The 22,532-nt window shown below is 46.8% G+C and carries 22 protein-coding genes and 2 tRNA genes; 18 read left to right on the forward strand and 6 right to left on the reverse strand.

What is annotated here, in order from left to right:
* The first annotated feature begins 210 nt into the window (after positions 1–210).
* From ACYVD3_RS06180 to ACYVD3_RS06230, 11 genes are all read left to right on the forward strand, one after another.
* The gene (locus tag ACYVD3_RS06180; protein ID WP_460641638.1) at positions 211–594 is read left to right on the forward strand and encodes an ArsR/SmtB family transcription factor; all 384 of its coding nucleotides are present in this window, start codon (positions 211–213) and stop codon (positions 592–594) included.
* Positions 595–635: 41 nt separating this feature from the next.
* Complete coding sequence (locus ACYVD3_RS06185) at positions 636–860, forward strand: cation transporter (RefSeq protein WP_460641639.1); 225 nt, start codon at positions 636–638, stop codon at positions 858–860.
* 16 nt (positions 861–876) lie between these two features.
* Entirely contained in the window at positions 877–2,745 is a 1,869-nt protein-coding gene (locus ACYVD3_RS06190; RefSeq protein WP_460641640.1) for a heavy metal translocating P-type ATPase, read from the forward strand.
* 155 nt (positions 2,746–2,900) lie between these two features.
* Positions 2,901–4,238: a type I glutamate--ammonia ligase gene (gene glnA, locus ACYVD3_RS06195; RefSeq protein WP_460641641.1), complete on the forward strand. Its 1,338-nt coding sequence runs from the start codon at positions 2,901–2,903 to the stop codon at positions 4,236–4,238.
* A 35-nt stretch (positions 4,239–4,273) separates the two neighbouring features.
* The gene (locus tag ACYVD3_RS06200) at positions 4,274–4,822 is read left to right on the forward strand and encodes an ANTAR domain-containing response regulator (RefSeq protein ID WP_460641642.1); all 549 of its coding nucleotides are present in this window, start codon (positions 4,274–4,276) and stop codon (positions 4,820–4,822) included.
* Positions 4,823–4,837: 15 nt separating this feature from the next.
* Positions 4,838–5,650, forward strand: a complete 813-nt coding sequence (gene dapF / locus ACYVD3_RS06205) for a diaminopimelate epimerase (RefSeq protein ID WP_460641643.1) — start codon at positions 4,838–4,840, stop codon at positions 5,648–5,650.
* 17 nt (positions 5,651–5,667) lie between these two features.
* On the forward strand, positions 5,668–6,897 hold the full coding sequence (locus ACYVD3_RS06210; RefSeq protein WP_460641644.1) for an LL-diaminopimelate aminotransferase: 1,230 nt from the start codon (positions 5,668–5,670) through the stop codon (positions 6,895–6,897).
* Between the two features lie 133 nt (positions 6,898–7,030).
* The gene (locus tag ACYVD3_RS06215; RefSeq protein WP_460641645.1) at positions 7,031–7,486 is read left to right on the forward strand and encodes an Lrp/AsnC family transcriptional regulator; all 456 of its coding nucleotides are present in this window, start codon (positions 7,031–7,033) and stop codon (positions 7,484–7,486) included.
* 80 nt (positions 7,487–7,566) lie between these two features.
* On the forward strand, positions 7,567–8,349 hold the full coding sequence (locus ACYVD3_RS06220; RefSeq protein ID WP_460641646.1) for an N-acetylmuramoyl-L-alanine amidase: 783 nt from the start codon (positions 7,567–7,569) through the stop codon (positions 8,347–8,349).
* Positions 8,350–8,524: 175 nt separating this feature from the next.
* Positions 8,525–9,427, forward strand: coding sequence for a DUF368 domain-containing protein (locus ACYVD3_RS06225; protein ID WP_460641647.1), 903 nt, complete (start codon positions 8,525–8,527; stop codon positions 9,425–9,427).
* A gap of 70 nt (positions 9,428–9,497) precedes the next feature.
* Entirely contained in the window at positions 9,498–9,866 is a 369-nt protein-coding gene (locus ACYVD3_RS06230) for a VOC family protein (RefSeq protein WP_460641648.1), read from the forward strand.
* Positions 9,867–10,065: 199 nt separating this feature from the next.
* Here the strand turns inward: ACYVD3_RS06230 and ACYVD3_RS06235 are convergent, their stop codons facing one another.
* Complete coding sequence (locus tag ACYVD3_RS06235) at positions 10,066–11,331, reverse strand: peptidoglycan-binding protein (protein ID WP_460641649.1); 1,266 nt, start codon at positions 11,329–11,331, stop codon at positions 10,066–10,068.
* Positions 11,332–11,440: 109 nt separating this feature from the next.
* Complete coding sequence (locus tag ACYVD3_RS06240) at positions 11,441–11,638, reverse strand: hypothetical protein (protein ID WP_460641650.1); 198 nt, start codon at positions 11,636–11,638, stop codon at positions 11,441–11,443.
* Positions 11,639–12,103: 465 nt separating this feature from the next.
* On the opposite strand from ACYVD3_RS06240, the gene ACYVD3_RS06245 reads away from it, so the two are divergent.
* Together ACYVD3_RS06245 and carB are read left to right on the forward strand one after the other, a co-directional pair.
* Entirely contained in the window at positions 12,104–13,177 is a 1,074-nt protein-coding gene (locus ACYVD3_RS06245; RefSeq protein WP_460641651.1) for a carbamoyl phosphate synthase small subunit, read from the forward strand.
* On the forward strand, positions 13,177–16,380 hold the full coding sequence (carB, locus tag ACYVD3_RS06250) for a carbamoyl-phosphate synthase large subunit (protein WP_460641652.1): 3,204 nt from the start codon (positions 13,177–13,179) through the stop codon (positions 16,378–16,380). The genes ACYVD3_RS06245 and carB overlap by 1 nt, the downstream gene beginning before the upstream one ends.
* A 44-nt stretch (positions 16,381–16,424) precedes the next feature.
* Here the strand turns inward: carB and ACYVD3_RS06255 are convergent, their stop codons facing one another.
* The 3 genes from ACYVD3_RS06255 to ACYVD3_RS06265 are packed head-to-tail and all read right to left on the reverse strand — an operon-like array spanning position 16,425 to position 17,538.
* Positions 16,425–17,045 (reverse strand): manganese catalase family protein, encoded by a 621-nt coding sequence (locus ACYVD3_RS06255; RefSeq protein ID WP_460641653.1) that lies wholly within the window; start codon positions 17,043–17,045, stop codon positions 16,425–16,427.
* Positions 17,045–17,341 carry a spore coat protein CotJB gene (locus ACYVD3_RS06260; RefSeq protein ID WP_460641654.1) on the reverse strand — a complete coding sequence of 99 codons (297 nt, stop codon included), beginning with the start codon at positions 17,339–17,341 and terminating at the stop codon, positions 17,045–17,047. Before ACYVD3_RS06260 ends, ACYVD3_RS06255 begins: the two co-directional genes overlap by 1 nt.
* Entirely contained in the window at positions 17,341–17,538 is a 198-nt protein-coding gene (locus ACYVD3_RS06265) for a spore coat associated protein CotJA (protein WP_460641655.1), read from the reverse strand. The genes ACYVD3_RS06260 and ACYVD3_RS06265 overlap by 1 nt, the downstream gene beginning before the upstream one ends.
* 193 nt (positions 17,539–17,731) lie before the next feature.
* Between ACYVD3_RS06265 and ACYVD3_RS06270 the strand changes: the two genes are divergently transcribed.
* Positions 17,732–18,655 carry an NYN domain-containing protein gene (locus tag ACYVD3_RS06270; RefSeq protein ID WP_460641656.1) on the forward strand — a complete coding sequence of 308 codons (924 nt, stop codon included), beginning with the start codon at positions 17,732–17,734 and terminating at the stop codon, positions 18,653–18,655.
* Positions 18,656–18,748: 93 nt separating this feature from the next.
* Here ACYVD3_RS06270 and ACYVD3_RS06275 read toward each other — a convergent pair whose 3' ends face one another.
* Positions 18,749–19,747: a YeiH family protein gene (locus ACYVD3_RS06275; protein WP_460641657.1), complete on the reverse strand. Its 999-nt coding sequence runs from the start codon at positions 19,745–19,747 to the stop codon at positions 18,749–18,751.
* 130 nt (positions 19,748–19,877) lie between these two features.
* On the opposite strand from ACYVD3_RS06275, the gene ACYVD3_RS06280 reads away from it, so the two are divergent.
* The 4 genes from ACYVD3_RS06280 to ACYVD3_RS06295 all read left to right on the forward strand — a co-directional run bounded on the left by ACYVD3_RS06280 (position 19,878) and on the right by ACYVD3_RS06295 (position 22,521).
* Positions 19,878–20,759, forward strand: coding sequence for a LysR substrate-binding domain-containing protein (locus tag ACYVD3_RS06280; protein ID WP_460641658.1), 882 nt, complete (start codon positions 19,878–19,880; stop codon positions 20,757–20,759).
* 203 nt (positions 20,760–20,962) lie between these two features.
* Positions 20,963–21,035: transfer RNA gene (locus ACYVD3_RS06285), tRNA-Val, on the forward strand.
* Positions 21,036–21,072: 37 nt separating this feature from the next.
* Positions 21,073–21,146: transfer RNA gene (locus ACYVD3_RS06290), tRNA-Met, on the forward strand.
* A gap of 415 nt (positions 21,147–21,561) precedes the next feature.
* Positions 21,562–22,521: a uroporphyrinogen decarboxylase family protein gene (locus tag ACYVD3_RS06295; RefSeq protein ID WP_460641659.1), complete on the forward strand. Its 960-nt coding sequence runs from the start codon at positions 21,562–21,564 to the stop codon at positions 22,519–22,521.
* Positions 22,522–22,532: the final 11 nt, after the last annotated feature.

Here is a 22,532-nt window from a genome sequence, read left to right on the forward strand (position 1 = left end):
TTTCTTTTTCCGGGGACTCTACCGTGGTATCAATATTCTCTTTTCCTGAATGTGAGATGTGAATTAGATTGGAAAAGGACTTCTAGTCTACCACTGCCAAAACAGGCTGTCAAGTGAGCAAAAAAAACTCTTGACAAAATATGAAAAAGTGATAATATAAACATATGAACATATATTCATATAATAATAGTGAGATTAAGGAGGTACCAAATGGAGCAGGACATCAAGAAAAGCATTCAGGACTGTGAAATCGACCAGTGCGATTTTATCTGTGTTCATGAAAACGTTGTAAGTCAGGTACTAGAGGCCATGCCCCAGAGTCAGGAACTTCTTGATCTGGCGGATTTCTTCAAAGTATTCGGTGATGCCACCAGGATAAAGATCCTCTACGTGCTCAGCCAGTCGGAGATGTGCGTGTGCGATATCGCAAACCTTTTAAAGATGGGGCAGTCAGCCATTTCCCATCAGCTCCGGGTGCTGAAGCAGATGCGCCTGGTGAAGTTCCGCAGAGAGGGAAAAACCGTATTTTATTCCCTGTCTGACGGCCACATCGAGACAATTCTGGCCCAGGGGATGGAGCATATCAATGAGTGAAGAAAATGATAATAAAAGAATGAAAAAGGAGAGAATTGGTTATGAAAAAGATTATTAAGCTGGAAGGTTTATGCTGTGCCAATTGTGCGGCCAAGATTGAAGAAGAGGTAAAAAAACTGGAGGGTGTGGAAAGTGCATCCGTAAGCTTTATGACCCAGAGGATGACCATGGAAGTCCAGGACGGAAAGTCGGATGAAATCCTGGAAGCAGCTAAAAAGATATCAAATAAGATTGAGCCGGAAGCAGAATTTAAGGTGCTTCGGTAAGGGCAAAGGAGTAGTTATGACGAAGAAACAGAAACGGATGGCAATAAGGCTTGCAGCCAGCGCCCTGTTTTTTGCAGCAGGAATGCTTTCGGAGGAAAAGACTGTCTGGTACTGGATGTTCTTTTTGGTCTCCTATCTGGCGGCAGGATATGACATTCCTTTAAGAGCATTACGGAATATTAAAAACGGCCAGTTTTTTGATGAAAATTTTCTTATGTCAGTGGCGACCTTCGGTGCCATCGGCATTGGGGCTTTGGAAGAAGCAGTGGGAGTTATGCTGTTTTATCAGATCGGGGAGCTTTTTAATGATTATGCGGTAAATAAATCAAGAAAGTCCATCACCGAGCTTATGGACATTAATCCGGAATATGCCAACCTTCTTAAAGATGGAAGGGAGGAGAAAGTAGACCCGTATGAGGTTTCCGTAGGGGATATCATCGTGATAAAACCGGGAGAAAAGGTGCCTCTTGACGGCGTTGTTGTAAAGGGAACCGGAGGGCTGGATACAAAAGCCCTGACAGGAGAATCCATGCCTGTGGAAGTGAAGGAAAACGATGCTGTCCTCAGCGGTTCCATTAATTTAAACGGCGTTTTGGAGGTCAGGGTAACAAAGCTGTTTGATGATTCTACGGTGGCAAAGATCCTGGAGCTGGTGGAAAATGCCAGCTTTAGAAAAGCAAAGGCCGAGAATTTCATCACCAGATTTGCAAGGGTATATACGCCTGTTGTGGTGACGCTTGCTCTGATTCTGGCAGTGGTTCCGCCTCTCTTTTTTGGTGGCTTGTGGGGAACCTGGATATACCGGGCATGCAGCTTTCTGGTGGTTTCCTGTCCCTGTGCCCTGGTGATTTCCGTACCTTTAAGCTTTTTCGGAGGGCTGGGCGCTGCTTCCAGACATGGGATCCTCATGAAGGGAAGCAATTACCTGGAAGCCATGGCTTCCCTTGATACCGTTGTCTTTGACAAAACAGGCACCCTTACAACAGGAAAATTCCGGGTCACAAACGTGGATCCCGTGGAAGGAACAGAGGAAGAGCTTTTAAGGCTGGCGGCTTACGGTGAATTCCATTCCAATCATCCCATCGCTTTATCCGTAAAGGAAGCCTATGGAAAGCCTGTTGATGAGACTTTCATCGGCAGAGTGGAAGAAATTGCAGGATACGGCATCAGGGCAGAGCTTAAAGAGGAAGGGAAAGAACAGGAACTTTTTATCGGCAATGCAAGGCTTATGGAGCAGCAGGGGATCACGGTTCCTGCCCGGGAGTCTGTAACAGGAACCTCCCTTTATGTGGCAGAGGCCGGACGTTATCTTGGTTCTGTTACCATTTCCGACACCATCCGGGAAGATGTTCCCATGGCTTTAAAAGGCTTAAGGGAAGCCGGGGTCAGGAAGCTGGTGATGCTGACAGGAGATAAGCCGGAAGTAGGTCAGGCGGTCGGCGAAAAGCTGGGGCTTGATGAGGTTCACGGCGGGCTGCTTCCCGGTGATAAAGTAGGTAAGGTAGAAGAACTGTTATTAAGAAAACGGGAAGGACAGAACCTGGCCTTTGTAGGCGACGGCATCAATGACGCTCCGGTTCTTGCCCGGGCCGATGTGGGAATCGCCATGGGAGGAATCGGCTCCGACGCAGCGGTGGAAGCTGCGGATGTGGTGATCATGACCGACGAGCCGTCAAAGCTTATAGACGCCATTGCAATCGCAAGAAAAACAGCAGTCATAGTAAAGCAGAATATCATTTTTGCCATAGGGGTAAAAGTGCTCATCCTCTTACTTTCAGCAGCCGGACTGGCGACCATGTGGGCGGCCGTATTTGGAGACGTAGGCGTTTCGGTGCTTGCCATTTTAAATGCTATCCGGGCTTTAAGGTATAAAAATAGTAAATAAAAGCATTGACAAATTTTTTTGAAGCTGTTATATTTTACACATATGACGGGGTGGTGCAAAGATGGTCCATAGTGATGGCTGTTTTTGCCTGCCCTTTTTGTTTTTACAGGAAAACTGGGCTTTTTATTTTAGAGGTTGGGAAGGGAGAAAATATTATGAGCAAATACAGCAAAGAAGATATATTCCGGATCGTAGAGGAAGAGGATGTGGAATTTATCCGCCTTCAGTTCACTGACATTTTCGGTATGCTGAAGAATGTTGCCATTACGAAAAGCATGCTTGGAAAGGCTCTGGATAACCGCTGCATGTTTGACGGTTCTTCCATTGAGGGCTTTGTAAGAATTGAAGAATCCGATATGTATCTTTATCCGGATCTTGATACTTTTGAGATCTTTCCATGGCGTCCCCAGCAGGGGAAGGTTGCCCGTCTGATGTGTGATGTATATTGTCCGGACAGGACGCCTTTTGAAGGTGATCCCAGATTCGTGCTTAAAAAAGTGTTAAAGAAAGCCAGTGACATGGGATTTGAATTCCATGCGGGGCCGGAATGTGAATTCTTCCTTTTCCATACGGATGAAGAAGGGCGTCCCACAACGGATACCCATGAAATGGCAAGCTATTTTGATGTGGCCCCCATTGATCTGGCTGAGAATGTCCGCCGGGATATGGTGCTGAATCTGGAAGAGATGGGATTCATGATTGAGGCTTCCCATCATGAAATTTCCCCGGGACAGCATGAAATTGATTTTCAGTATGCAGAGGGCATGGTGACGGCGGATAACATTATGACCTTTAAGATGGCGGTAAAGTCCATTGCCAAGCGCCACGGACTTCACGCTACCTTTATGCCAAAGCCCAAGGCCGGCGTCAACGGCTCCGGGATGCACATCAACATGTCCCTGTCTGATTTAAATGGCAACAACATGTTTGAAGACGCCTCCGATGAACAGGGCTTAAGCAGGATTGCCTATCAGTTTATAGCCGGGATCCTTTATCACATGAAAGGGATGGCAATACTCACTAATCCTCTGGTCAATTCCTATAAGCGCCTGGTTCCAGGATACGATGCACCGGTTTACATTGCATGGTCGGCCAAGGCAAACAGAAGCCCCCTGATCCGCATCCCGGCTTCCAGAGGAGCAGGAACCAGGATCGAGCTTCGCTGCCCGGATCCTGCGGTCAACCCCTATCTGGCCCTGGGTGCCTGTCTGGCTGCCGGCCTTGACGGGATCGAAAAAGAGATGACTCCGCCGGAGAGCGTTGACAGGAACATTTTCGCCATGCTGCCGGAGGAGATTTTGGAAAAAGGAATTGAGCATCTGCCGGAAACTCTGGGAGAAGCCATTGAGTTCTTCCGTAAGGATGATTTTATGAAAGAAGTGCTGGGCGAACACATCTTTACTAAATACCTGGAAGCCAAGGAAGCTGAATGGCATCTGTTCCGGGCCCAGGTAACAGATTGGGAAGTGGAAGAATACCTGTATAAATATTAATGTTTTCTGATACGGTTATCTGGAGGTGAGAGTGTTTGACCAATGTGATAGTGGCATTTTCCAGAGAAGAGGATGCAAAAAATATTAAAAATATTCTTGTAAGAAACGGCTTTACGGTAGCAGCGGTCTGCACCTCCGGTGCCCAGGCGGTAAACAGCGCCGATGAGTTGGGCAGTGGAATCGTAGTATGCGGCTGCAGGTTTGCAGATATGGTATTTTATGAGCTTTACGAATGCCTTCCCAAAGATATGCAGATGCTTCTTTTAGTGTCACCCAGCCAGTGGAGCGGCCGGGCGCCTGAAGGTGTGGTCTGCCTGGGCCACCCGTTAAAGGTACAGGATCTGGTAAGTACCTTAGAAATGATGGTGGAATCCCTGGCCAAAAGGCGGAAGAAATTAAAAAGCCAGCCAAAAGAGCGGAGCAGTGAAGAGAGGGAATTGATTAAGCAGGCAAAGGAACTTTTGATGGAGCGGAACCATATGTCTGAAACGGATGCCCACCGGTACATCCAGAAATGCAGCATGGACAGCGGAACCAATATGGTGGAAACCGCCCAGATGATCATGAGCCTGATCAATCGATAGTTATGGGAGAGAATAATGAAATTTACAAAGATGCAGGGAATCGGTAACGATTACGTATATATCAATTGCTTTGAAGAATCCGTGGAGGCCCCGGAGGAACTTGCGAAAAAGGTCAGCGACCGCCATTTTGGCATTGGATCCGATGGGCTGATCCTTATTTGTCCGTCAGAAACAGCGGACTGCCGCATGAGGATGTTTAACGCCGACGGCTCGGAGAGCCAGATGTGCGGCAACGGCATCCGCTGTGTAGGAAAATATGTTTACGATCACCGTCTGGTGGAAAAAACGGAATTTGACGTGGAGACCGGAGGAGGAATCAAGCATATAAAGATCAGTCCGGAGAATGGCAAAGCTGTGAATATCACCGTGGACATGGGCGTGCCTGAGGTCACCAGCCAGGTGCCGGAACCTATATGGGTTGACGGGAAAGAGTATGAATTCATCGGCATCTCCATGGGAAATCCCCATGCCGTTTACTATGTGGACCACATTGACGGCCTGGATTTGGAAACGATTGGGCCTGCTTTTGAAAACCATGGGCGTTTCCCGGAACGGACGAATTCAGAGTTTATCCAGGTAGTGAACCGGAATTACATCCGCATGAGGGTGTGGGAAAGAGGCAGCGGGGAAACATGGGCCTGCGGGACAGGAGCCACCGCCAGCGCAGTTGCCTCTGCCTTAAGCGGCCGAACCTCCCATATTGTGGAGGTGGAATTAAAAGGCGGCAATCTGACCATCCACTGGGACCGGGAAGGAAGCGGCCATGTGTTCATGACCGGGCCGGCGGTAGAGGTATTTGAAGGAGAATTTGACATAAATAATCTTTAAAGTAACAGGAGGAACCTATGGTAAAAATCAATGAAAACTACTTAAAGCTTCCGGGAAGCTATCTTTTTTCCACCATTGCAAAAAAGGTAAACGCCTATACTGAGGCAAATCAGGATAAGAAGATCATACGCCTTGGAATCGGTGATGTGACACAGCCCATTGCACCGGCCATTATCCGCACTCTTCACGAAGCAGTGGATGAAATAGGTCATAAGGAGACCTTTCATGGCTATGCACCGGATCTTGGCTATGGATTTTTAAGAGAAATTATTGCAAAGGAAGATTACACAGCCAGAGGATGTGACATATCCCCTGACGAGATTTTTATCTCGGACGGAGCCAAGAGCGATTGTGGAAATATCCAGGAGATCTTTGACGAAAGCTGTCGTGTTGCGGTCTGCGACCCGGTTTATCCGGTTTATGTGGATTCCAATGTTATGGCGGGCAGAACAGGGGAATACGAGGAAACCACCGGTAAGTGGAGCAACGTGATCTATATGCCCTGTACGGCTGAAAACCATTTTGTGCCGGAGCTTCCGGAAGAAACGCCGGATCTGATTTACTTATGCGTTCCAGGCAATCCTACCGGTACGACCCTCACAAGGGATCAGCTAAAGGTATGGGTGGATTATGCCAACGAAAAGGGAGCGGTGATCCTTTATGATGCCGCCTATGAAGCCTATATCGCCCAGGATGATGTGCCTCATTCCATTTTTGAGATTCAGGGTGCCCAAACCTGTGCCATTGAATTCCGCTCCTTTTCCAAAAATGCAGGCTTTACCGGAGTCCGCCTGGGCTTTACCGTCATTCCAAAGGCCCTGGAAAGGGGAGGGGTTTCCCTTCATTCCTTATGGGCCAGACGTCATGGGACCAAATTTAACGGAGCGCCTTACATCGTTCAGAAGGCCGGCGCTGCGGTTTATTCTGGGGAAGGAAAGGCCCAGTTAAAGGAACAGGTGGCTTATTATATGAGAAATGCGAAAACCATCTACACTGGGTTAAAGGAAGCAGGATGTGAAGTTTACGGCGGTGTCAATGCGCCTTATATTTGGTTAAAGGTGCCAGAAGGAATGACCTCCTGGGAATTTTTTGACCGTTTACTTGAGGAAGCCGGCGTGGTGGGAACTCCTGGAAGCGGGTTCGGACCAAGCGGCGAGGGATATTTCCGTTTGACGGCATTTGGGACCTACGAAAATACAGTAGAAGCCATGGAACGGATGAAAAAGATGCCATCCTTAAAAAAATAAACATTGACAAGCAATTATTGATTGGTTATGATAAATTCAAGAGAATTTCATAAGCGTGCAGTTTTATTTGAAAGAACAAAAGCGTTCAGTGCCATGGTGGTGCTGACGCTTTTCTTCTTTTTGGGAGGAAAACATGGATGACATCGATAAGAAAATAGTGAAGACATTACAAAAGAATGCCAGGGAATCCTTAAAAAACATAGCAGAAACCACCTTTTTGTCTTCTCCTGCAGTTTCTGCCAGAATTGAAAAGCTGGAGAGGGAAAAAATTATCACAGGCTATCATGCGGCAGTGGATTCAAGGAAGCTGGGGTACCATATTACCGCATTTGTGAGCCTGGAGGTTCCGCCAATGGATAAGATCCAGTTTTATGCAGATATGGAGTCCATTCCCAATGTGCTGGAGTGCAACTGCGTCACAGGAGAATACTCCATGCTGGTCAAAGTGGCCTTTCCCAGCACCATGGAGCTGGATGTGTTTATCGGGTGGATTCAAAAATACGGAAAGACCAACACTCAGATTGTATTTTCTACTCCGGTAGGGCCGAGAGACGTGGATGTAATGGCGGAATTAGGAGAAAAAGAATAAATATGGTACCAAAAAGTGGTACCGAGAAGGCTGCCTTTACATACTTTATATAATAGAAGTATGTGAAGGGAGTCTTTCTTTTGGCTGAGAGAACGATCGTAGTAATAGATGCCGGTCACGGCGGCGCTGACCCAGGTGCATCCTATGCAGGACGGCAGGAAAAAAATGATAACTTAAAGCTTGCGATGGCTGTGGGAAGAATTCTGGCAGACAACGGAGTTGACGTCAGGTATACCAGAACTGACGATACCTACAACACCCCCCTTGAAAAGGCCATGATGGCCAACGATGCGGAAGCCGATTTTCTTGTTTCCATTCACCGCAATGCCATGCCGGTTCCAGGCACCGGTTCCGGAATAGAGGTTCTTGTATTTGAAGATAAAGGGGTACCGGGCATGCTGGCCAGGAACATAGGAGAAGCCTTAAATAAGGCAGGATTCGCCAATTTAGGCACAGTGGAACGTCCGGGCCTGGTAATTCTTAAGCGGACAAAGATACCAACGGTTATGGTGGAAGTAGGATTTATAGACAATGAAGCGGATAATGACCTGTTTGATCAGAACTTTGATGCCATTGCCCAGGCCATTGCCGATGGCATCATGAATTCCATAAAGGAGCAGGAGGAAATACGTCCGGAATATTATCAGGTACAAACGGGGGCGTTCCGGGTCCATACCCTGGCAGAAGAGGAGGTCAGCACCTTAAAGGCTCAGGGGTTCCCGGCGTTTGTCGTTTATGAAGACGGGTTATATAAGGTCCGTGTGGGAGCTTTCCGCAATCTGGATAATGCGGTGCGAATGGAGCAGGCTCTCAGGCAGTGCGGATATACCACGTTTATGGTAAAAAGACCGGCAGTGTTCTGAAATCCGGCCGCAGGGACGCAGACTTTTAGAAAAAGTCACGTCCCTGCGGCTTTTTTTGCAGCCGGGCCTGCCTTTTTTTCGCTGTCAGGTAATGGCCGGAACCAGAGGAAAGGTGTATTAGAAGCGGTCCGGAAGGCATAGGATATACCATACATATTAAATTAGGAGGAATTGCTTGGAATATATCAGTGAGATTCTAAGGGGGGTTATCATTGGTGTGGCAAACATACTTCCCGGCATCAGCGGGGGAATGCTGGCCATCACCATGGGAGTGTACGATAAGATCATTCATGCGGTGACGCAGCTTTTCCGGGAACCTTTAAAAAGCCTGCGGGTTCTTCTTCCTTATGGGGTAGGGGCGGTGGCAGGCATTATTTTTCTCTCTCTGGCATTTGAATATCTCTTCCATACATATCCGCTTCAGACCAAAATGGCGTTTTTAGGGATGATCGGCGGCGGCCTTCCCTCTCTCTTTCAAAAATCGTTTTCAAAAGACCGGACAGACCGAAGAAAGGGGATATTAACGGCCAGCCTTACCTGCTGCGTGGTTCTTCTCATCACCTTTATTGCAGAAACCACCATTACTTCCGGCCATAGCGGGGAAGGGATGAATATGGCTTCCGGTGCGGCCTATCTTTCTTCCGGAAAACTCTGGGTGTTCACCTTGTTTCTGGTAGGCCTGTTAGCTGCTGCCACCATGGTGGTCCCGGGAGTGAGCGGGTCCATGATCATGATGATGATCGGTTATTATGAGCCCATACTGCAGACCAACAATGCCTGTATAAGGGCCATGTCATCTTTTGATGTCCAAAGCCTTTTGATAAATGGCATGGTGCTTGCCCCCTATGTGGCTGGTCTTGCAATCGGTGTTTTTCTGTTTGCAAAAGTGGTGGAACGTCTTCTCACCCGCCATGAACGCCAGATGTACCGGGTCATCATAGGCCTGGTTCTTTCCTCACCATTTGTCATCTTGTGGGATATGACGTGGGAAAAGGTGAAGCTGTATGAGCTGCTTGGAGGAATTGCCCTGGCTTTGCTGGGATATGTTGCGGCGGATTTACTGGGGGGAGAAGGATAAGCAGAAAAGGCTATATTTTTCATGTTGCCTTTGCTATAATGAAATAATAAGGAATTAACGGAGGAGAAAAATGAAACAGGAAGCAGTATTAGGCAATGTAATGGTTGATTGTGATGATGAAAGAAGATTACAGAAGTTCTATGGTGAATTATTAGGATGGGAGATGTGCCGATTATTTGGCCGGCCGGCTGTGCGCAGTTCCACCGGAATTGTATTTTTGTTCATTGAAGAACCAGGATATATTCCGCCGGTATGGCCGGAAGAAAACAAAAAACAACAAAAACAGATGCATTTTGATTTTCAGGTTGAGGATATTTTGGAAATGGCAGAATTTGCGAAAGAATTAGGTGCTGTTATGGCTGAGAGTCAATACGGTGGTGATGATTTTATCACAATGTTTGACCCGTCAGGGCATCCTTTCTGTTTGTGCAGGAAATAAGAAGGTTTTGCCAGCCTTCAGTCGAAAAGGAGGAAGGCCTCATGGAAAGGGTCTTCCTCCTTTTATTGCGTACATATTCCTATGGGCCTGCAAGGCCCTGTTTATTTGCCCGGGCAATGAGCCCAGCGAATATGCTTGCATATTCATTGGACGGCTGCCGCGGCAATTAAGAAAAACTTGTAAAACGTGTTTTTCTTAGTTATGAGTACTCTGCGATTCGTGTGATCCCTACATAAATGTGGGAAATTCGATACCATGTGGCGAAATCGATGATGCCGGTTACCGGAAGCCCGAAAATGGACTGGAATTGCCGGACTGCATCGGCGGTTGCCGGGCCATAGATCCCGTCAGCCCTGATGCGGGGGATAGCAGTATAGACCGTTGCAATTGTATCAAGCTGCTCCTGAACCTGGCGGACCTTATCTCCGCTGGCGCCGATGGTCAGGTTATAGCCGGGCCAGGAAGAGGGAACTCCGGAGACCTGTTCGGCGGTGTTGATATACATATCGCTTCCGTAATAATGCCGCAGTATTTCTATGGCGGAGTAGCCCTGTTCTCCAAGGTTACAGCTCCCCCACTGAGACATCCAGTTTGGGCACTGGACTCTGTTGCCGTCACAGTACTGGGTAAGTATGGGCTGCCTGATGCCCGGGCGGGATAAGTAGCTGTTAAAGATTTCGTCCACAACCTGGGAAATGCTCTCATAAATATTCCGCCCATAGATCCATTTATGGTCAAAGGCTGTGGAGGATGTAATGGTAAAATCATATCCCTGGTTCCGGTACCATTCCGTATAAACCCGGTTTAAGGTAAAACTCATGATAGCCAATACATTGGCGGTAATGGATGACCTGGGCCAGGTGGCGTAAATTTCGCTGGAGGCCACATTTTTAATATAATCCAGGTAGGGAACGTAATAGTTGGAAGCTGTGGGATCTGTGGGAACTCCGTCGTGGACAATGATTGTCTGGGGAACCACCACCCGGCTTAAAACGATTTCTCCTGTTTCTGCTATTGGCTTTACTTCGGCTTCCGCAATTTTGGGAGGATATTCTCCATAAAGGGTATGGTCTGGGATGACGATGGGAACGTCAGGAGATACTTCATCCTGGACCGGAATCATGCGAACCGGCTGAATGGCCGTTGTATCCGCCAGGATCTCTGTGCCGGAGATGGCCACAGGCTCGAATCCCTGGGCCCGGATCATAAGTGTGTATTCCGAGTAGGGCTGAACAAGGCCAGGTGATAGGCTGTAGTCGACGGGAGGAGCGGCAAGCTGGACCTGCTCCGTCTGGCCGGATGAATTAGTGGTGAGCTGTTCTAGCGTACTTTCAGGATCTCCCTTGTAGGCAATGGAAACCTCTGCATCCCGGATCGGGAAGTTATTTTCCTGGGAAACTACATCTACCTGAAGAGAGCCGGAAGCAGTGGTTTCCTGTTGCGCAGCCATCATGTATTTTTTCATAGAATGCCCCTTAAAGAATTAATTATTATTAAAATATATTAAGGGGGAAAAGGAATAATTACAAAAGCCCCCGCAGGGAAAGATAAAATTTAATCCTGCGGGAGGTTTTTTAGAAAAAGGATGATTTTGTTTCTTGAAACATGGACTCCACGTAGTTTCGCATTTCATCCCGGCTGTCAACGTTTCTGGCTCCGTTTACTATCCTGTTTCTCTGTTCTTCCGGAAGTCCGGCGAACCGGGCCAGAATATCCGAGTGCTGTGCTAACTCCATGGTAAAGCCGATGGGCAGTTCGCTGTTATCAATCATGATTTGCCTCCTGACGAATTAAGCGGATATGCTTGCATATCCAGTTGACGCCCGGTGAAGCGGGGCGCGCTGTTTATAAACTCAAGGTCGAAAGACATTTCTCTTTCAATTCTTGTCACCTTGGTCATAGTCTGTGCGGATTGCGGGGAAAGTATACTTTTGAAAAATCAACCATGCATTCTGCATTATTATGCACATATTATTAATAAAATAATAAAATATACATGATTTATAAGTAAATATAAGAAAATATATAAGAAGAAAACAGTTGAAAAATGTCGCAGTATCATGTATAATCTATACAATTTGGGCATTACCGTTCAGTCATGGAGAAACCTTTGGCGGCATACATATTCGTCTTTTGGAAAAATATTCTATCCGCCAAATTATGAATGGCATGGCTGAACCGTAATATTGGGGCAGGCCCAATAACCATAGCATTAAGAAAGGACAGGGACTTTGCGTATGAAAGCGTTTTTAATACTGGAAGACGGTACTGTGTTTGCAGGATCAAGCATTGGTTCGACCCGGGAAGTGATCAGTGAGATCGTATTTAATACTTCCATGACGGGTTATCTGGAAGTCCTCACCGACCCCTCTTATGCAGGGCAGGCGGTTGTGATGACTTATCCCCTAATTGGGAATTACGGTATTTGTCATGAAGATATGGAATCATTAAAACCATGGCCGGATGGCTACATTGTCAGAGAATTATCTAGAATTCCCAGCAACTTTAGAAGCGGGGATACCCTTCAGCATTTCTTAAAAGAACACAACATTCCAGGTATCAGTGGTATCGATACAAGAGCCCTAACAAAAATTCTAAGAGAAAAAGGTACAATGAACGGCATGATCACAACCAATGAAGGTTATGACCTTGACGATGTCATTTTACGTATGAAAACATATTCTGTGACCGGAGTGGTTAAGAAGACCACCTGCAAAGAGAAATATGTCCTTCCAGGCAGCGGGAAAAAGGTGGCCCTTCTGGATCTTGGGGCAAAGAAGAATATTGCCCGTTCCTTACAGGAGAGAGGCTGTGAAGTGACCGTTTACCCTGCTTTGACAAAAGCGGAAGAGATCCTTTCTTCCTGCCCGGACGGAATCATGCTTTCCAACGGGCCGGGGGATCCAAAGGAATGCGTGGAGGTCATTGGAGAGATAAAGAAATTATATGAATCCAATGTTCCGATTTTTGCCATCTGTCTGGGGCATCAGCTTATGGCCCTTGCCGCCGGCGCAGATACCCACAAACTGAAATACGGACACAGGGGCGGCAACCATCCGGTGAAGGATTTAGAAACCGGACGGGTGTATATCTCCTCCCAGAACCATGGCTACGTGGTGGATGTGGATACCATGGATCCGTCGGTAGCGGTTCCTGCCTTTGTCAACGTAAATGACGGAACCAACGAAGGGTTAAAATATACGGGAAAAAACATATTTACCGTGCAGTACCATCCGGAGGCTTGTCCCGGACCTCAGGATTCCGGCTACTTATTTGACCGGTTTATAAAAATGATGGAGGTGGGAAAATAATGCCGAAGAATCATGATATTAAAAAAGTGCTCGTTCTTGGCTCCGGCCCTATCGTCATCGGCCAGGCAGCAGAATTTGATTACGCCGGAACACAGGCCTGCCGTTCCTTAAAAGAAGAAGGAATAGAGGTAGTCCTGTTAAATTCCAATCCTGCGACCATCATGACGGATAAAGATATTGCGGATAAGGTTTACATCGAACCCCTGACCGTAGAAGTGGTAGAACAGTTGATCTTAAAGGAAAGACCGGACAGCGTTCTTCCCACCCTTGGAGGACAGGCAGGACTAAACCTTGCCATGGAGCTGGATGATAAGGGATTTTTAAAAGAACACAAGGTGCGCCTCATTGGAACCACGGCCCTTACCATTAAGAAGGCAGAAGATAGGGAGCTGTTTAAAGAGACCATGGAAAAAATCGGCGAACCGGTGGCTCCCTCTGATATTGTGGAGCATGTGGAGGAGGGCCTGAAAGCTGCTGAAATAATCGGATATCCGGTGGTCCTCCGTCCCGCCTATACTCTGGGAGGTTCCGGAGGAGGAATTGCCGAAAATCCGGGACAGTGCCGTGAGATCCTGGAAAATGGGCTTCGTTTGTCCCGTGTGGGACAGGTCCTGGTGGAACGCTGCATTGCAGGCTGGAAGGAGATCGAATACGAGGTCATGCGTGACGGCGCAGGCAATGTGATCACCGTATGTAATATGGAAAACATCGATCCGGTAGGCGTGCATACGGGAGACAGCATTGTGGTGGCCCCTTCCCAGACCCTGGGTGATAAGGAATACCAGATGCTCCGCACCTCTGCTTTAAGGATCATCAGCGAGCTGGGGATCACCGGAGGCTGCAACGTGCAGTATGCCCTTCACCCGGAAAGCTTTGAATACTGTGTGATCGAGGTAAATCCCCGGGTCAGCCGTTCCTCGGCCCTGGCTTCCAAGGCCACCGGCTATCCCATTGCAAAGGTTGCGGCCAAGATCGCCCTGGGCTACACCCTGGATGAAATAAAAAATGCGGTGACAAAGAAAACCTATGCCAGCTTTGAACCCATGCTGGATTACTGTGTGGTCAAGATGCCCCGCCTTCCCTTTGACAAGTTCTTAAGCGCAAAGAGGAACTTAGGAACCCAGATGAAGGCCACGGGCGAGGTCATGAGCATATGCACCAACTTTGAAGGCGGCCTTATGAAGGCCATCCGTTCCCTGGAACAGCATGTGGACAGCCTCATGTCCTATGATTTTACAGGGCTTACGGATGAGGAGCTGTCCGAAACCCTTCATCTTGTGGACGACAGAAGGATCTGGGTCATTGCCGAGGCCTTAAGAAGAGGCTTTTCCTATGAAACGATCCATGATATTACAAAAATTGATGTGTGGTTCATTGATAAGCTGGCAATTCTTGTGGAAATGGAAGACGCTCTTAAGAAAGAGCCGCTGACCCAGGATCTGCTGAAGGAGGCAAAAAGGCTTGAATTCCCGGATACGGTCATTTCCAGGCTCACAGGAATCCCAGGGGAGGAAATCCTCCGGATGAGAAAGGAAAATGGAATCGTGGCAGCGTTTAAAATGGTGGATACCTGTGCCGCCGAATTCGCCGCTGAAACCCCTTACTATTACTCCTGCTTTGGAAGTGAAAACGAAGCGGTAAAAACCCAGGGGAGAAAAAAGGTGCTGGTTCTTGGCTCCGGCCCCATCCGCATCGGACAGGGAATCGAATTTGACTTCTGTTCGGTTCACAGCACATGGACCTTCCGCAGGGAAGGCTATGAAACCATCATTGTCAATAACAACCCGGAGACAGTGAGCACGGACTTTGACATTGCAGATAAACTGTATTTTGAGCCTCTTACCCCGGAGGATGTGGAAAGCATCGTTGACATTGAAAAGCCTGACGGGGCGGTGGTCCAGTTCGGCGGCCAGACGGCCATTAAGCTGACGGAAGCCCTGATGAAAATGGGAATCCCCATTCTGGGTACGGCTGCAGAGGACGTGGACGCGGCAGAGGACCGGGAGCTGTTTGATAAGATTTTGGAGGAATGCAGGATCCCAAGACCTGCGGGTCAGACGGTATTTACGGCGGAGGAAGCCAAAAAGGTGGCAGGAGAGCTGGGATATCCGGTACTGGTAAGGCCCTCCTATGTATTGGGCGGCCAGGGCATGCAGATCGCCATTTCCGACCAGGACATTGATGAATTTATAGGAATCATCAACCAGATCGCACAGGAACACCCCATTTTGGTGGATAAATATATCCCGGGAAAGGAAATCGAGGTGGATGCGGTTTGTGACGGAGAAGATATCCTGATTCCAGGTATTATGGAGCATATGGAAAGGGCCGGCGTGCATTCCGGCGACAGCATTTCCATATATCCGGCTCAAAGCATCAGCGAAACAATAAAAGAAAAGCTTGTGGAGTATACAAAAAGACTTTCCAGAGCCCTTCATGTGAAGGGAATGATCAACATTCAATTCATTGTAAGTGGAGAAGAAGTATATGTTATTGAGGTAAATCCCCGGTCTTCCCGTACGGTGCCTTATATCAGCAAGGTGACCGGTGTTCCCATCGTTCCCCTGGCGACCCGGGTCATCTGCGGACACTCCATCAGGGAGCTGGGATATGAGCCTGGACTTTTGCCTGAGGCGGATTATATCGCCGTGAAAATGCCGGTATTTTCCTTTGAAAAGATCCGGGGCGCCGATGTAAGCCTTGGGCCGGAGATGAAATCCACAGGAGAGTGCTTAGGTATAGCAAAGACCTTTAACGAGGCTCTGTATAAGGCGTTTGCAGGAGCCGGAATCAAGCTTCCAAGGCATAAGAACATGATCATAACCGTAAAGGATTCTGATAAAGAGGAGGTCATTGACATTGCCGAAAGGTTCCAGGCCCAGGGGTATAAGATATTTTCCACATCAGGAACGGCCAGGGTCCTTAAGGATCATGGGATAAAGGCTTTCATGGTGCGCAAGCTGGAACAGGAATCCCCCAACCTTCTGGATCTGATCCTTGGCCATGAAATCGACCTGGTCATTGATACGCCAACCCAGGGGGCGGACAGAAGCAGGGACGGCTTTGTAATCCGGAGAAATGCCATAGAGACCGGTGTAACGGTTCTGACTTCCTTAGATACGGCTGCCGCTTTGGTCACAAGTATGGAAAACAGGGCAAAAGAACTGACTCTGATCGATATTGCCTGCATCAAAAGTAAATAAAAAGAAAAGGCTGGAACCAGGGAATCTGTTCCAGCCTTTCCAGCCTATTTCGTGGTAGTCTTAATAAATTGCTTGTCAAACTCCGGGTTATAATAATAAAAGTTTTTAGGATTTAAATTTGATTTGATTTTTTCAATCGCTTCACCAAACCGCTGGAAGTGGACCACTTCTCTTTCCCGGAGGAATTTAAGCGGCTCTCTCACATCAGGATTGGGTATGATGCGGATTAAGTTGTCATAGGTGGTTCTTGCTTTCTGCTCTGCAGCCAGATCCTCGATCAAATCGGTAATGGCATCGCCCTTTGACTGGAATTCGCAGGCGTTAAAAGGAACTCCGGCTGCCGCAGTAGGCCAAAGGGCCGTTGTATGGTCAATATAGTAGGCATCAAATCCTGCTGTTTTCGCCTGCTCCACAGTCAAATTTTTTGTGAGCTGGTAAATAATGGCGCAGATCATTTCCAGATGTCCAAGCTCTTCCGTCCCAATATCTGTTAAAAGACCTCCAACTTCCTTGCATGGCATGGAATACCTTTGGGAAAGATAACGCATGGAAGCTGCCAGCTCTCCATCGGGCCCGCCAAACTGGCTGATGATTAAGGAAGCTGTTTTCGGACAGGTTTCCTTAATGTCTACCGGGAACTGCAATCTCTTTTCATAATTCCACATTATACGTTACCTCCTTCCCAAGGAAGCGGGCCGTCTGTCCAGGTAAAATGCTTTTGTCCCGCATATTTCGTTTGGGTTTCTGTTTTGTTGTTAGTATCAGGGCAGACACAGTTTATGGTGAGTGGTTCAAAGTTTTCCGCATAGGTTTTTAAAAGCTGCTTTCTTTGTTCCATGGCCTGCTTAAAGGCTGTTAATGCGTTTTCATCCAATGGGTGGGTATCCAGATACAGGGTCAAATCATTAACAGTAAAGCTTATTTCCGTGATCTGTTTTAAAAGTTTTTTTTGATCCGCCATTATTGACCACCTCCCGTTACATAGAAAGGAAGATTAAGACTTGGGAAAATGGTTCCATGTTTTAAGGCTGTCTGTGGATCATAAGGCTGTTCCCAGGGTTGCATGGGAACAGTGGCAATGGCCAGTTGGACCGTTGCAGAAGGTGTAGCAGGACTGACTTTTGATGTGTCACATCCACATGAAGTACATGAATTCATAATAACACTCCTTTCAATCATTCATTGAGCTTTCTTCTTTAGTATGGTTGGAATTGACTAAAAAACGTTGCAAAAATTCTCCCATTTTAACCACTGAAATGATATTGTAATAAATGAAAAAATGCAATATAATGGAAAAGCAGGATTGAATTGGCAGAATAATGAAAATAAATGAAGACAGGAGAACAGAGTGTTGAGCGACAAGAAATTTGCAGTATTGATTGATTCGGATAATATCTCCGCAAAGTATATTACATGCATTCTGGATGAGATGACCCGCTACGGCGTCATTACTTACAAAAGGATTTACGGAGATTGGACAAGCTCCCAGATGGGAAAATGGAAAATGGAGCTTCTTGAAAATTCAATCACTCCGATCCAGCAATTTTCCAATACCGTGGGAAAGAATGCGACGGATTCCGCCCTGATCATTGATGCCATGGATTTGCTGTATACGGACAATGTGGATGGATTCTGCATCGTATCCAGCGACAGCGATTTTACCCGCCTGGCCAGCAGGCTTCGGGAGTCGGGTAAGGAAGTCATTGGAATGGGAGAGGACAAAACGCCCAAATCCTTCCGTGCGGCTTGTACGGTGTTTACCAATCTGGAGGTTCTCCTTGACCAGGATGAGGAGGGCACAGGTGGAGGCGCCATAGGAAAAGAGGTGATCGAACAGGATATTACTTCAATCATTCTGGAAAATGACGATAAGAATAAGGCAACAGGGCTTGGAGAGATCGGCAACCGCCTTGTGAAAAAATACTCTGATTTTGATGTGAGAAACTACGGCTACAGCTCCCTGTCCAAATTTTTGGAGGAAATGGGCAGCTTTGAGCTTAAAAAGTCCAATAATGTGGTGACGGTTCGAATGAAGGATAACCGCACCAGAAAGCAGGAACTGGATGATTATGCAGTATGGCTGGTAACGGGCGGCGGAAAGAACGGCATGGAGCTGGCGGCCCTGGGAAATGGCATGCACCGGAAATTTACAGATTTCAAGGTAAAGGATTACGGGTATTCCACCTTCTCAAAATTTGTCCACAGCATCGGACAATTGGAGGTCAGGGAAAATAAAAATAATAATAAGACAGTGTATCTGAAAAAAGAAGAATAAATGACGGTTGGCCAGGAAAACGAGATCAGTGTTTCCTGGCCATCTTATACCTCAGGCAATGATCCGGATGCAGGAAAGCTGCGGGGATTTGCTTTACCAGATTCCCAGAACTATTTGGAGAACCAGGCTTACCACAGAAATCCCAAACCAGCAGCAAAAACCTAATAAAAGGGGTTTTTTCCCTGTCCGGATCAGTTTGACTAAATCGGTATTGGTTCCAATGGCTCCCATGGCCATGACAATAAAAAGCTTGCTTAAATCTTTTAATGAACCGGTAATGCCTGCCGGTATGGGAAAGACTGTAGTGATGATAGAAGCCACCAGGAAAAAGAGTACAAAGGAAGGAAAAACCTTTTGAATGGAAATGGATCGTTCCGAAGCGTTCTTTTCTTTTCCGGTACGGTAACAGGCTAAAAATAAGGTAATGGGGATGATGGCCAGGGTTCTGGTCAGTTTTACTATGGTGGCTGCTTCCAGGGTGTTGCTGCCGTAGATCCCATCCCAGGCGGAAGCCGCAGCCGTTACGGAAGAGGTATCGTTAATGGCAGTTCCTGCAAACAACCCAAAACCTTCATTGGAAAGACCCAAAGCTGTGCCCAAAGCAGGAAAAAGCAAAGCGGCTATAATGTTGAAAAAAAAGATGACGGAAATGGACTGGGCGATCTCACTGTCATCGGCGTCAATTACGGGAGCCGTTGCGGCAATTGCAGAGCCTCCACAAATGGACGAGCCCACACCAATTAAAATAGCGGTTTTGTCCGGAAGCCTTAATTTTCGGGAAAGAAGGTATGCGGTCACCAGGGAAGTGGTAATGGTCGCCAGGATTATGGGAAGGGCTTCCCTGCCCTTTTGAAGAACTGTTGCCAGGTTCATGGAGAAGCCCAGGAGAATCACTGCATACTGCAGGATCTTTTTTGAAGCAAAAGCCACTCCCGGACGGAAAAATTCCTTCCCTTTTATAAGGGGCGCCATTGCCATGCCTATGAGAATGGCAAACACAGGGCCCCCGATGACCGGGAAGGCTTTTCCTAAAAACCATGAGGGAGCGGATATAAATAGGCAGAGAAGAACGCCTGGGGCGTATTTTTTCATGAGTAAATTCCTCCTTTTTGATCTGGCTTTATTATATTGGAAAATAACAATAAAATAAAATTATTTATATTTATTAAATCATAATATTATGTTATGGTTAGTGGAGAAATCATAGAGGAGAAAATAATTCATGCTGGATTATAGAGTCGATACATTTCTTACGGTATGCCGTCATATGAACTTTACAAAGGCTGCCGGTGAGCTTCATATTACCCAGCCTGCAGTATCCCACCACATTCATTATCTGGAAGAAAAGTACGGGGTCAGACTGTTTGAATACAACGGAAAAAAGGTGAGCCTGACGGAGGCGGGAAAAGCTCTTTTATCTGCCGCCATAACCATGAAGGCGGACGAGCTGCACTTAAAGAAGATCATGGAGCAGCAGTCAGGGAAAGGCAGGAGGCTGGTATTTGGAGCTACCATGACCATCGGGGAGTACGTGATGCCGGAGGCGCTGGTGCGGTTCCTTGATGTTTATCCTGGGACAGAGGTTTATATGGTGGTTGGAGATACCAGGGAGCTTCTTGCAAAGCTCAATGGCGGGGAGATCGAATTCGCCCTGGTGGAGGGCTTTTTCCAGAAAAAGGAATACGATTTCCTGGTCTTTGCTTCGGAACCCTTTGCAGCGGTCTGCGGGCCTGACTACAGGTTTCAAAAGCCTGTGAGAAAGCTGGAGGACCTTCTTTTGGAACGGCTTTTTATCCGGGAGCCTGGCTCAGGAACCAGATATGTTTTTGAACGCTATCTGGAGGGGAAGAATTTATTGCTTCACGATTTTCCTCATTTAATGGAAATCAGCAACATCGGTGCCATGAAACAAATGGTGGCAAAAGGACAGGGGATCACCTTTCTTTATGAAGCAGCGGTAAAAGAGGAATTAAACAGGGGAATATTAAAAAGGATCCAATTGGAGGATTTTCATCTGACCCATGATTTTACGTTTATTTGGAGGAAGGGAAGTATTTTTGAATCCTATTACCAGGAGCTGTTTGACATCCTTCATGGGGAGTGAAGGATGGTGGAAAACGTCCTTAAATCCGGTCTCATTGGCATGGAGAAATGGCGGAATCCCTGGTGGAATCAGGGGCAAAAGGGGGGCGGGAAAAAATGAAAAAAATTGACAAAAAAGTGTTGACAATTAATACAATTCATATTATACTAATGTAGCAGTCGGGAGCAAGAGGAAATAAAGAGTTTCTGACCGAGACAAGCACTGGGATCTTAGCTCAGCTGGGAGAGCATCTGCCTTACAAGCAGAGGGTCACAGGTTCGAGCCCTGTAGGTCCCATTGATAAGCGAATATGCTTATCCATTCAATTAAATATGGCGGAATAGCTCAGTTGGCTAGAGCACACGGTTCATACCCGTGGTGTCGAGAGTTCAAATCTCCCTTCCGCTACTTTTTAAGACATCTGTTGTTTAACAGATGTCTTTTTTTGCGTTACAGGACGTGTCCGGCAACGCTGGATTCAGACCGTAACGTAAAAAGAAAGAACCCTAAACTCCTCATAAATGAAAGCAGGTGAGTTGAGCGTGCTGAACTTTGTTCCAGGCTGAGTGTGTGAAATCAGAGATATTGCATGGAGGTCAAAGGAGAATTCATGGAACTGTCTCAACAGAGCCATTGTAATGAGGCGTAACATTGTAAAAAAGTGTATCTTTCCATAGTCAGTAAGCGGCATGGAAAGGCAAAGTATACAAAATAAAAAATAAATATCAGAAAAAGTATAAAAAATGACGGAATTCGTATTGACAAGTGGTAATAACAGTGATAATATCAGTGGTATAAACAGAGGAATAAAGGAGACATGATTATGACAAAAAGAGAGCGGGTATTGGCAGCGATTCAAGGAAGAGAAGTGGATTATATACCCACCGGATTTTCGTTACATTTTCCGGAAGGTGAGACGAAAGGGGAGAAAGGAGTGCAGTCCCATCTTGAATTTTTCCGTCAGACAGATACGGATATCATCAAGATCATGAATGAGAACCTGGTTCCGGATGTAGGGGAAATCAGAACTCCTGAGGACTGGAATAAAATACCCAGTTATTCCTTAAATGATTCTTTCATGAAAAGCCAGATTGAAATGGCAAAGAAAATCATGGACAAGGCAGATCCTGATGCATTCGCCCTGGGTACCCTTCACGGCATTTGTGCATCAGCCATTCATCCCATTGAAGCACGTTATGGTTATGAGAACGTAAGAGAATTGTTCTGTACCCATATCAGGGAGAATAAGCAGCCGGTTCTGGAAGCATTTAAGAGGATTGCAGATGGAATGTGCCAGTTGGCGGCAAAGTATAAGGAACTGGGTCTGGATGGAATTTATTACGCAGCATTAGGCGGAGAAAGGCATTACTTTACGGATGAAGAATTTTCAGAAGTGATAGAGCCCTTTGACAAGGAGATATTGAAGGCTTCCAAAGAAGCAGGATGTATTAACTTCCTTCATATGTGCAAAAATAATTTAAATATGAAGAGGTACGAATCCTATAACGGCCTGGCTGATGTGGTAAACTGGGGGATTTATGAGACAGATTTCAGCCTTGAAGAGGGAAAACAGCTTTTCCAGGGCATAACCGTTATGGGCGGACTTGCCAACAGAAGCGGTGTCATGGTAGAGGGGACTATTGATGAGCTGAAAGCAGAAGCAAAGAAGGTAATTCGTAATTATGGAAAAACATCATTCATCCTTGGCGCTGATTGTACACTTCCCACTGAGATTCCTTATGAAAGGATCCGTGCAATCGCAGAAGCGGCAAGAGAGATGTAAGAGGAGGATTA

This window comes from Lacrimispora brassicae (assembly GCF_054772055.1).

Bases quoted from the DNA above. Each gene is read 5' to 3' on its own strand.
- ACYVD3_RS06185 (WP_460641639.1), top strand. From the start codon at position 636: ATGAAAAAGATTATTAAGCTGGAAGGTTTATGCTGTGCCAATTGTGCG.
- carB (WP_460641652.1), top strand. From the start codon at position 13,177: ATGCCGAAGAATCATGATATTAAAAAAGTGCTCGTTCTTGGCTCCGGC.
- ACYVD3_RS06280 (WP_460641658.1), top strand. From the start codon at position 19,878: ATGCTGGATTATAGAGTCGATACATTTCTTACGGTATGCCGTCATATG.
- ACYVD3_RS06275 (WP_460641657.1), bottom strand. From the start codon at position 19,747: ATGAAAAAATACGCCCCAGGCGTTCTTCTCTGCCTATTTATATCCGCT.
- ACYVD3_RS06295 (WP_460641659.1), top strand. From the start codon at position 21,562: ATGACAAAAAGAGAGCGGGTATTGGCAGCGATTCAAGGAAGAGAAGTG.
- ACYVD3_RS06260 (WP_460641654.1), bottom strand. From the start codon at position 17,341: ATGGCGGATCAAAAAAAACTTTTAAAACAGATCACGGAAATAAGCTTT.
- ACYVD3_RS06215 (WP_460641645.1), top strand. From the start codon at position 7,031: ATGGATGACATCGATAAGAAAATAGTGAAGACATTACAAAAGAATGCC.
- ACYVD3_RS06240 (WP_460641650.1), bottom strand. From the start codon at position 11,638: ATGATTGATAACAGCGAACTGCCCATCGGCTTTACCATGGAGTTAGCA.
- ACYVD3_RS06245 (WP_460641651.1), top strand. From the start codon at position 12,104: ATGAAAGCGTTTTTAATACTGGAAGACGGTACTGTGTTTGCAGGATCA.
- ACYVD3_RS06265 (WP_460641655.1), bottom strand. From the start codon at position 17,538: ATGAATTCATGTACTTCATGTGGATGTGACACATCAAAAGTCAGTCCT.
- dapF (WP_460641643.1), top strand. From the start codon at position 4,838: ATGAAATTTACAAAGATGCAGGGAATCGGTAACGATTACGTATATATC.
- ACYVD3_RS06190 (WP_460641640.1), top strand. From the start codon at position 877: ATGACGAAGAAACAGAAACGGATGGCAATAAGGCTTGCAGCCAGCGCC.
- ACYVD3_RS06235 (WP_460641649.1), bottom strand. From the start codon at position 11,331: ATGAAAAAATACATGATGGCTGCGCAACAGGAAACCACTGCTTCCGGC.
- ACYVD3_RS06230 (WP_460641648.1), top strand. From the start codon at position 9,498: ATGAAACAGGAAGCAGTATTAGGCAATGTAATGGTTGATTGTGATGAT.
- ACYVD3_RS06210 (WP_460641644.1), top strand. From the start codon at position 5,668: ATGGTAAAAATCAATGAAAACTACTTAAAGCTTCCGGGAAGCTATCTT.
- ACYVD3_RS06255 (WP_460641653.1), bottom strand. From the start codon at position 17,045: ATGTGGAATTATGAAAAGAGATTGCAGTTCCCGGTAGACATTAAGGAA.
- glnA (WP_460641641.1), top strand. From the start codon at position 2,901: ATGAGCAAATACAGCAAAGAAGATATATTCCGGATCGTAGAGGAAGAG.
- ACYVD3_RS06180 (WP_460641638.1), top strand. From the start codon at position 211: ATGGAGCAGGACATCAAGAAAAGCATTCAGGACTGTGAAATCGACCAG.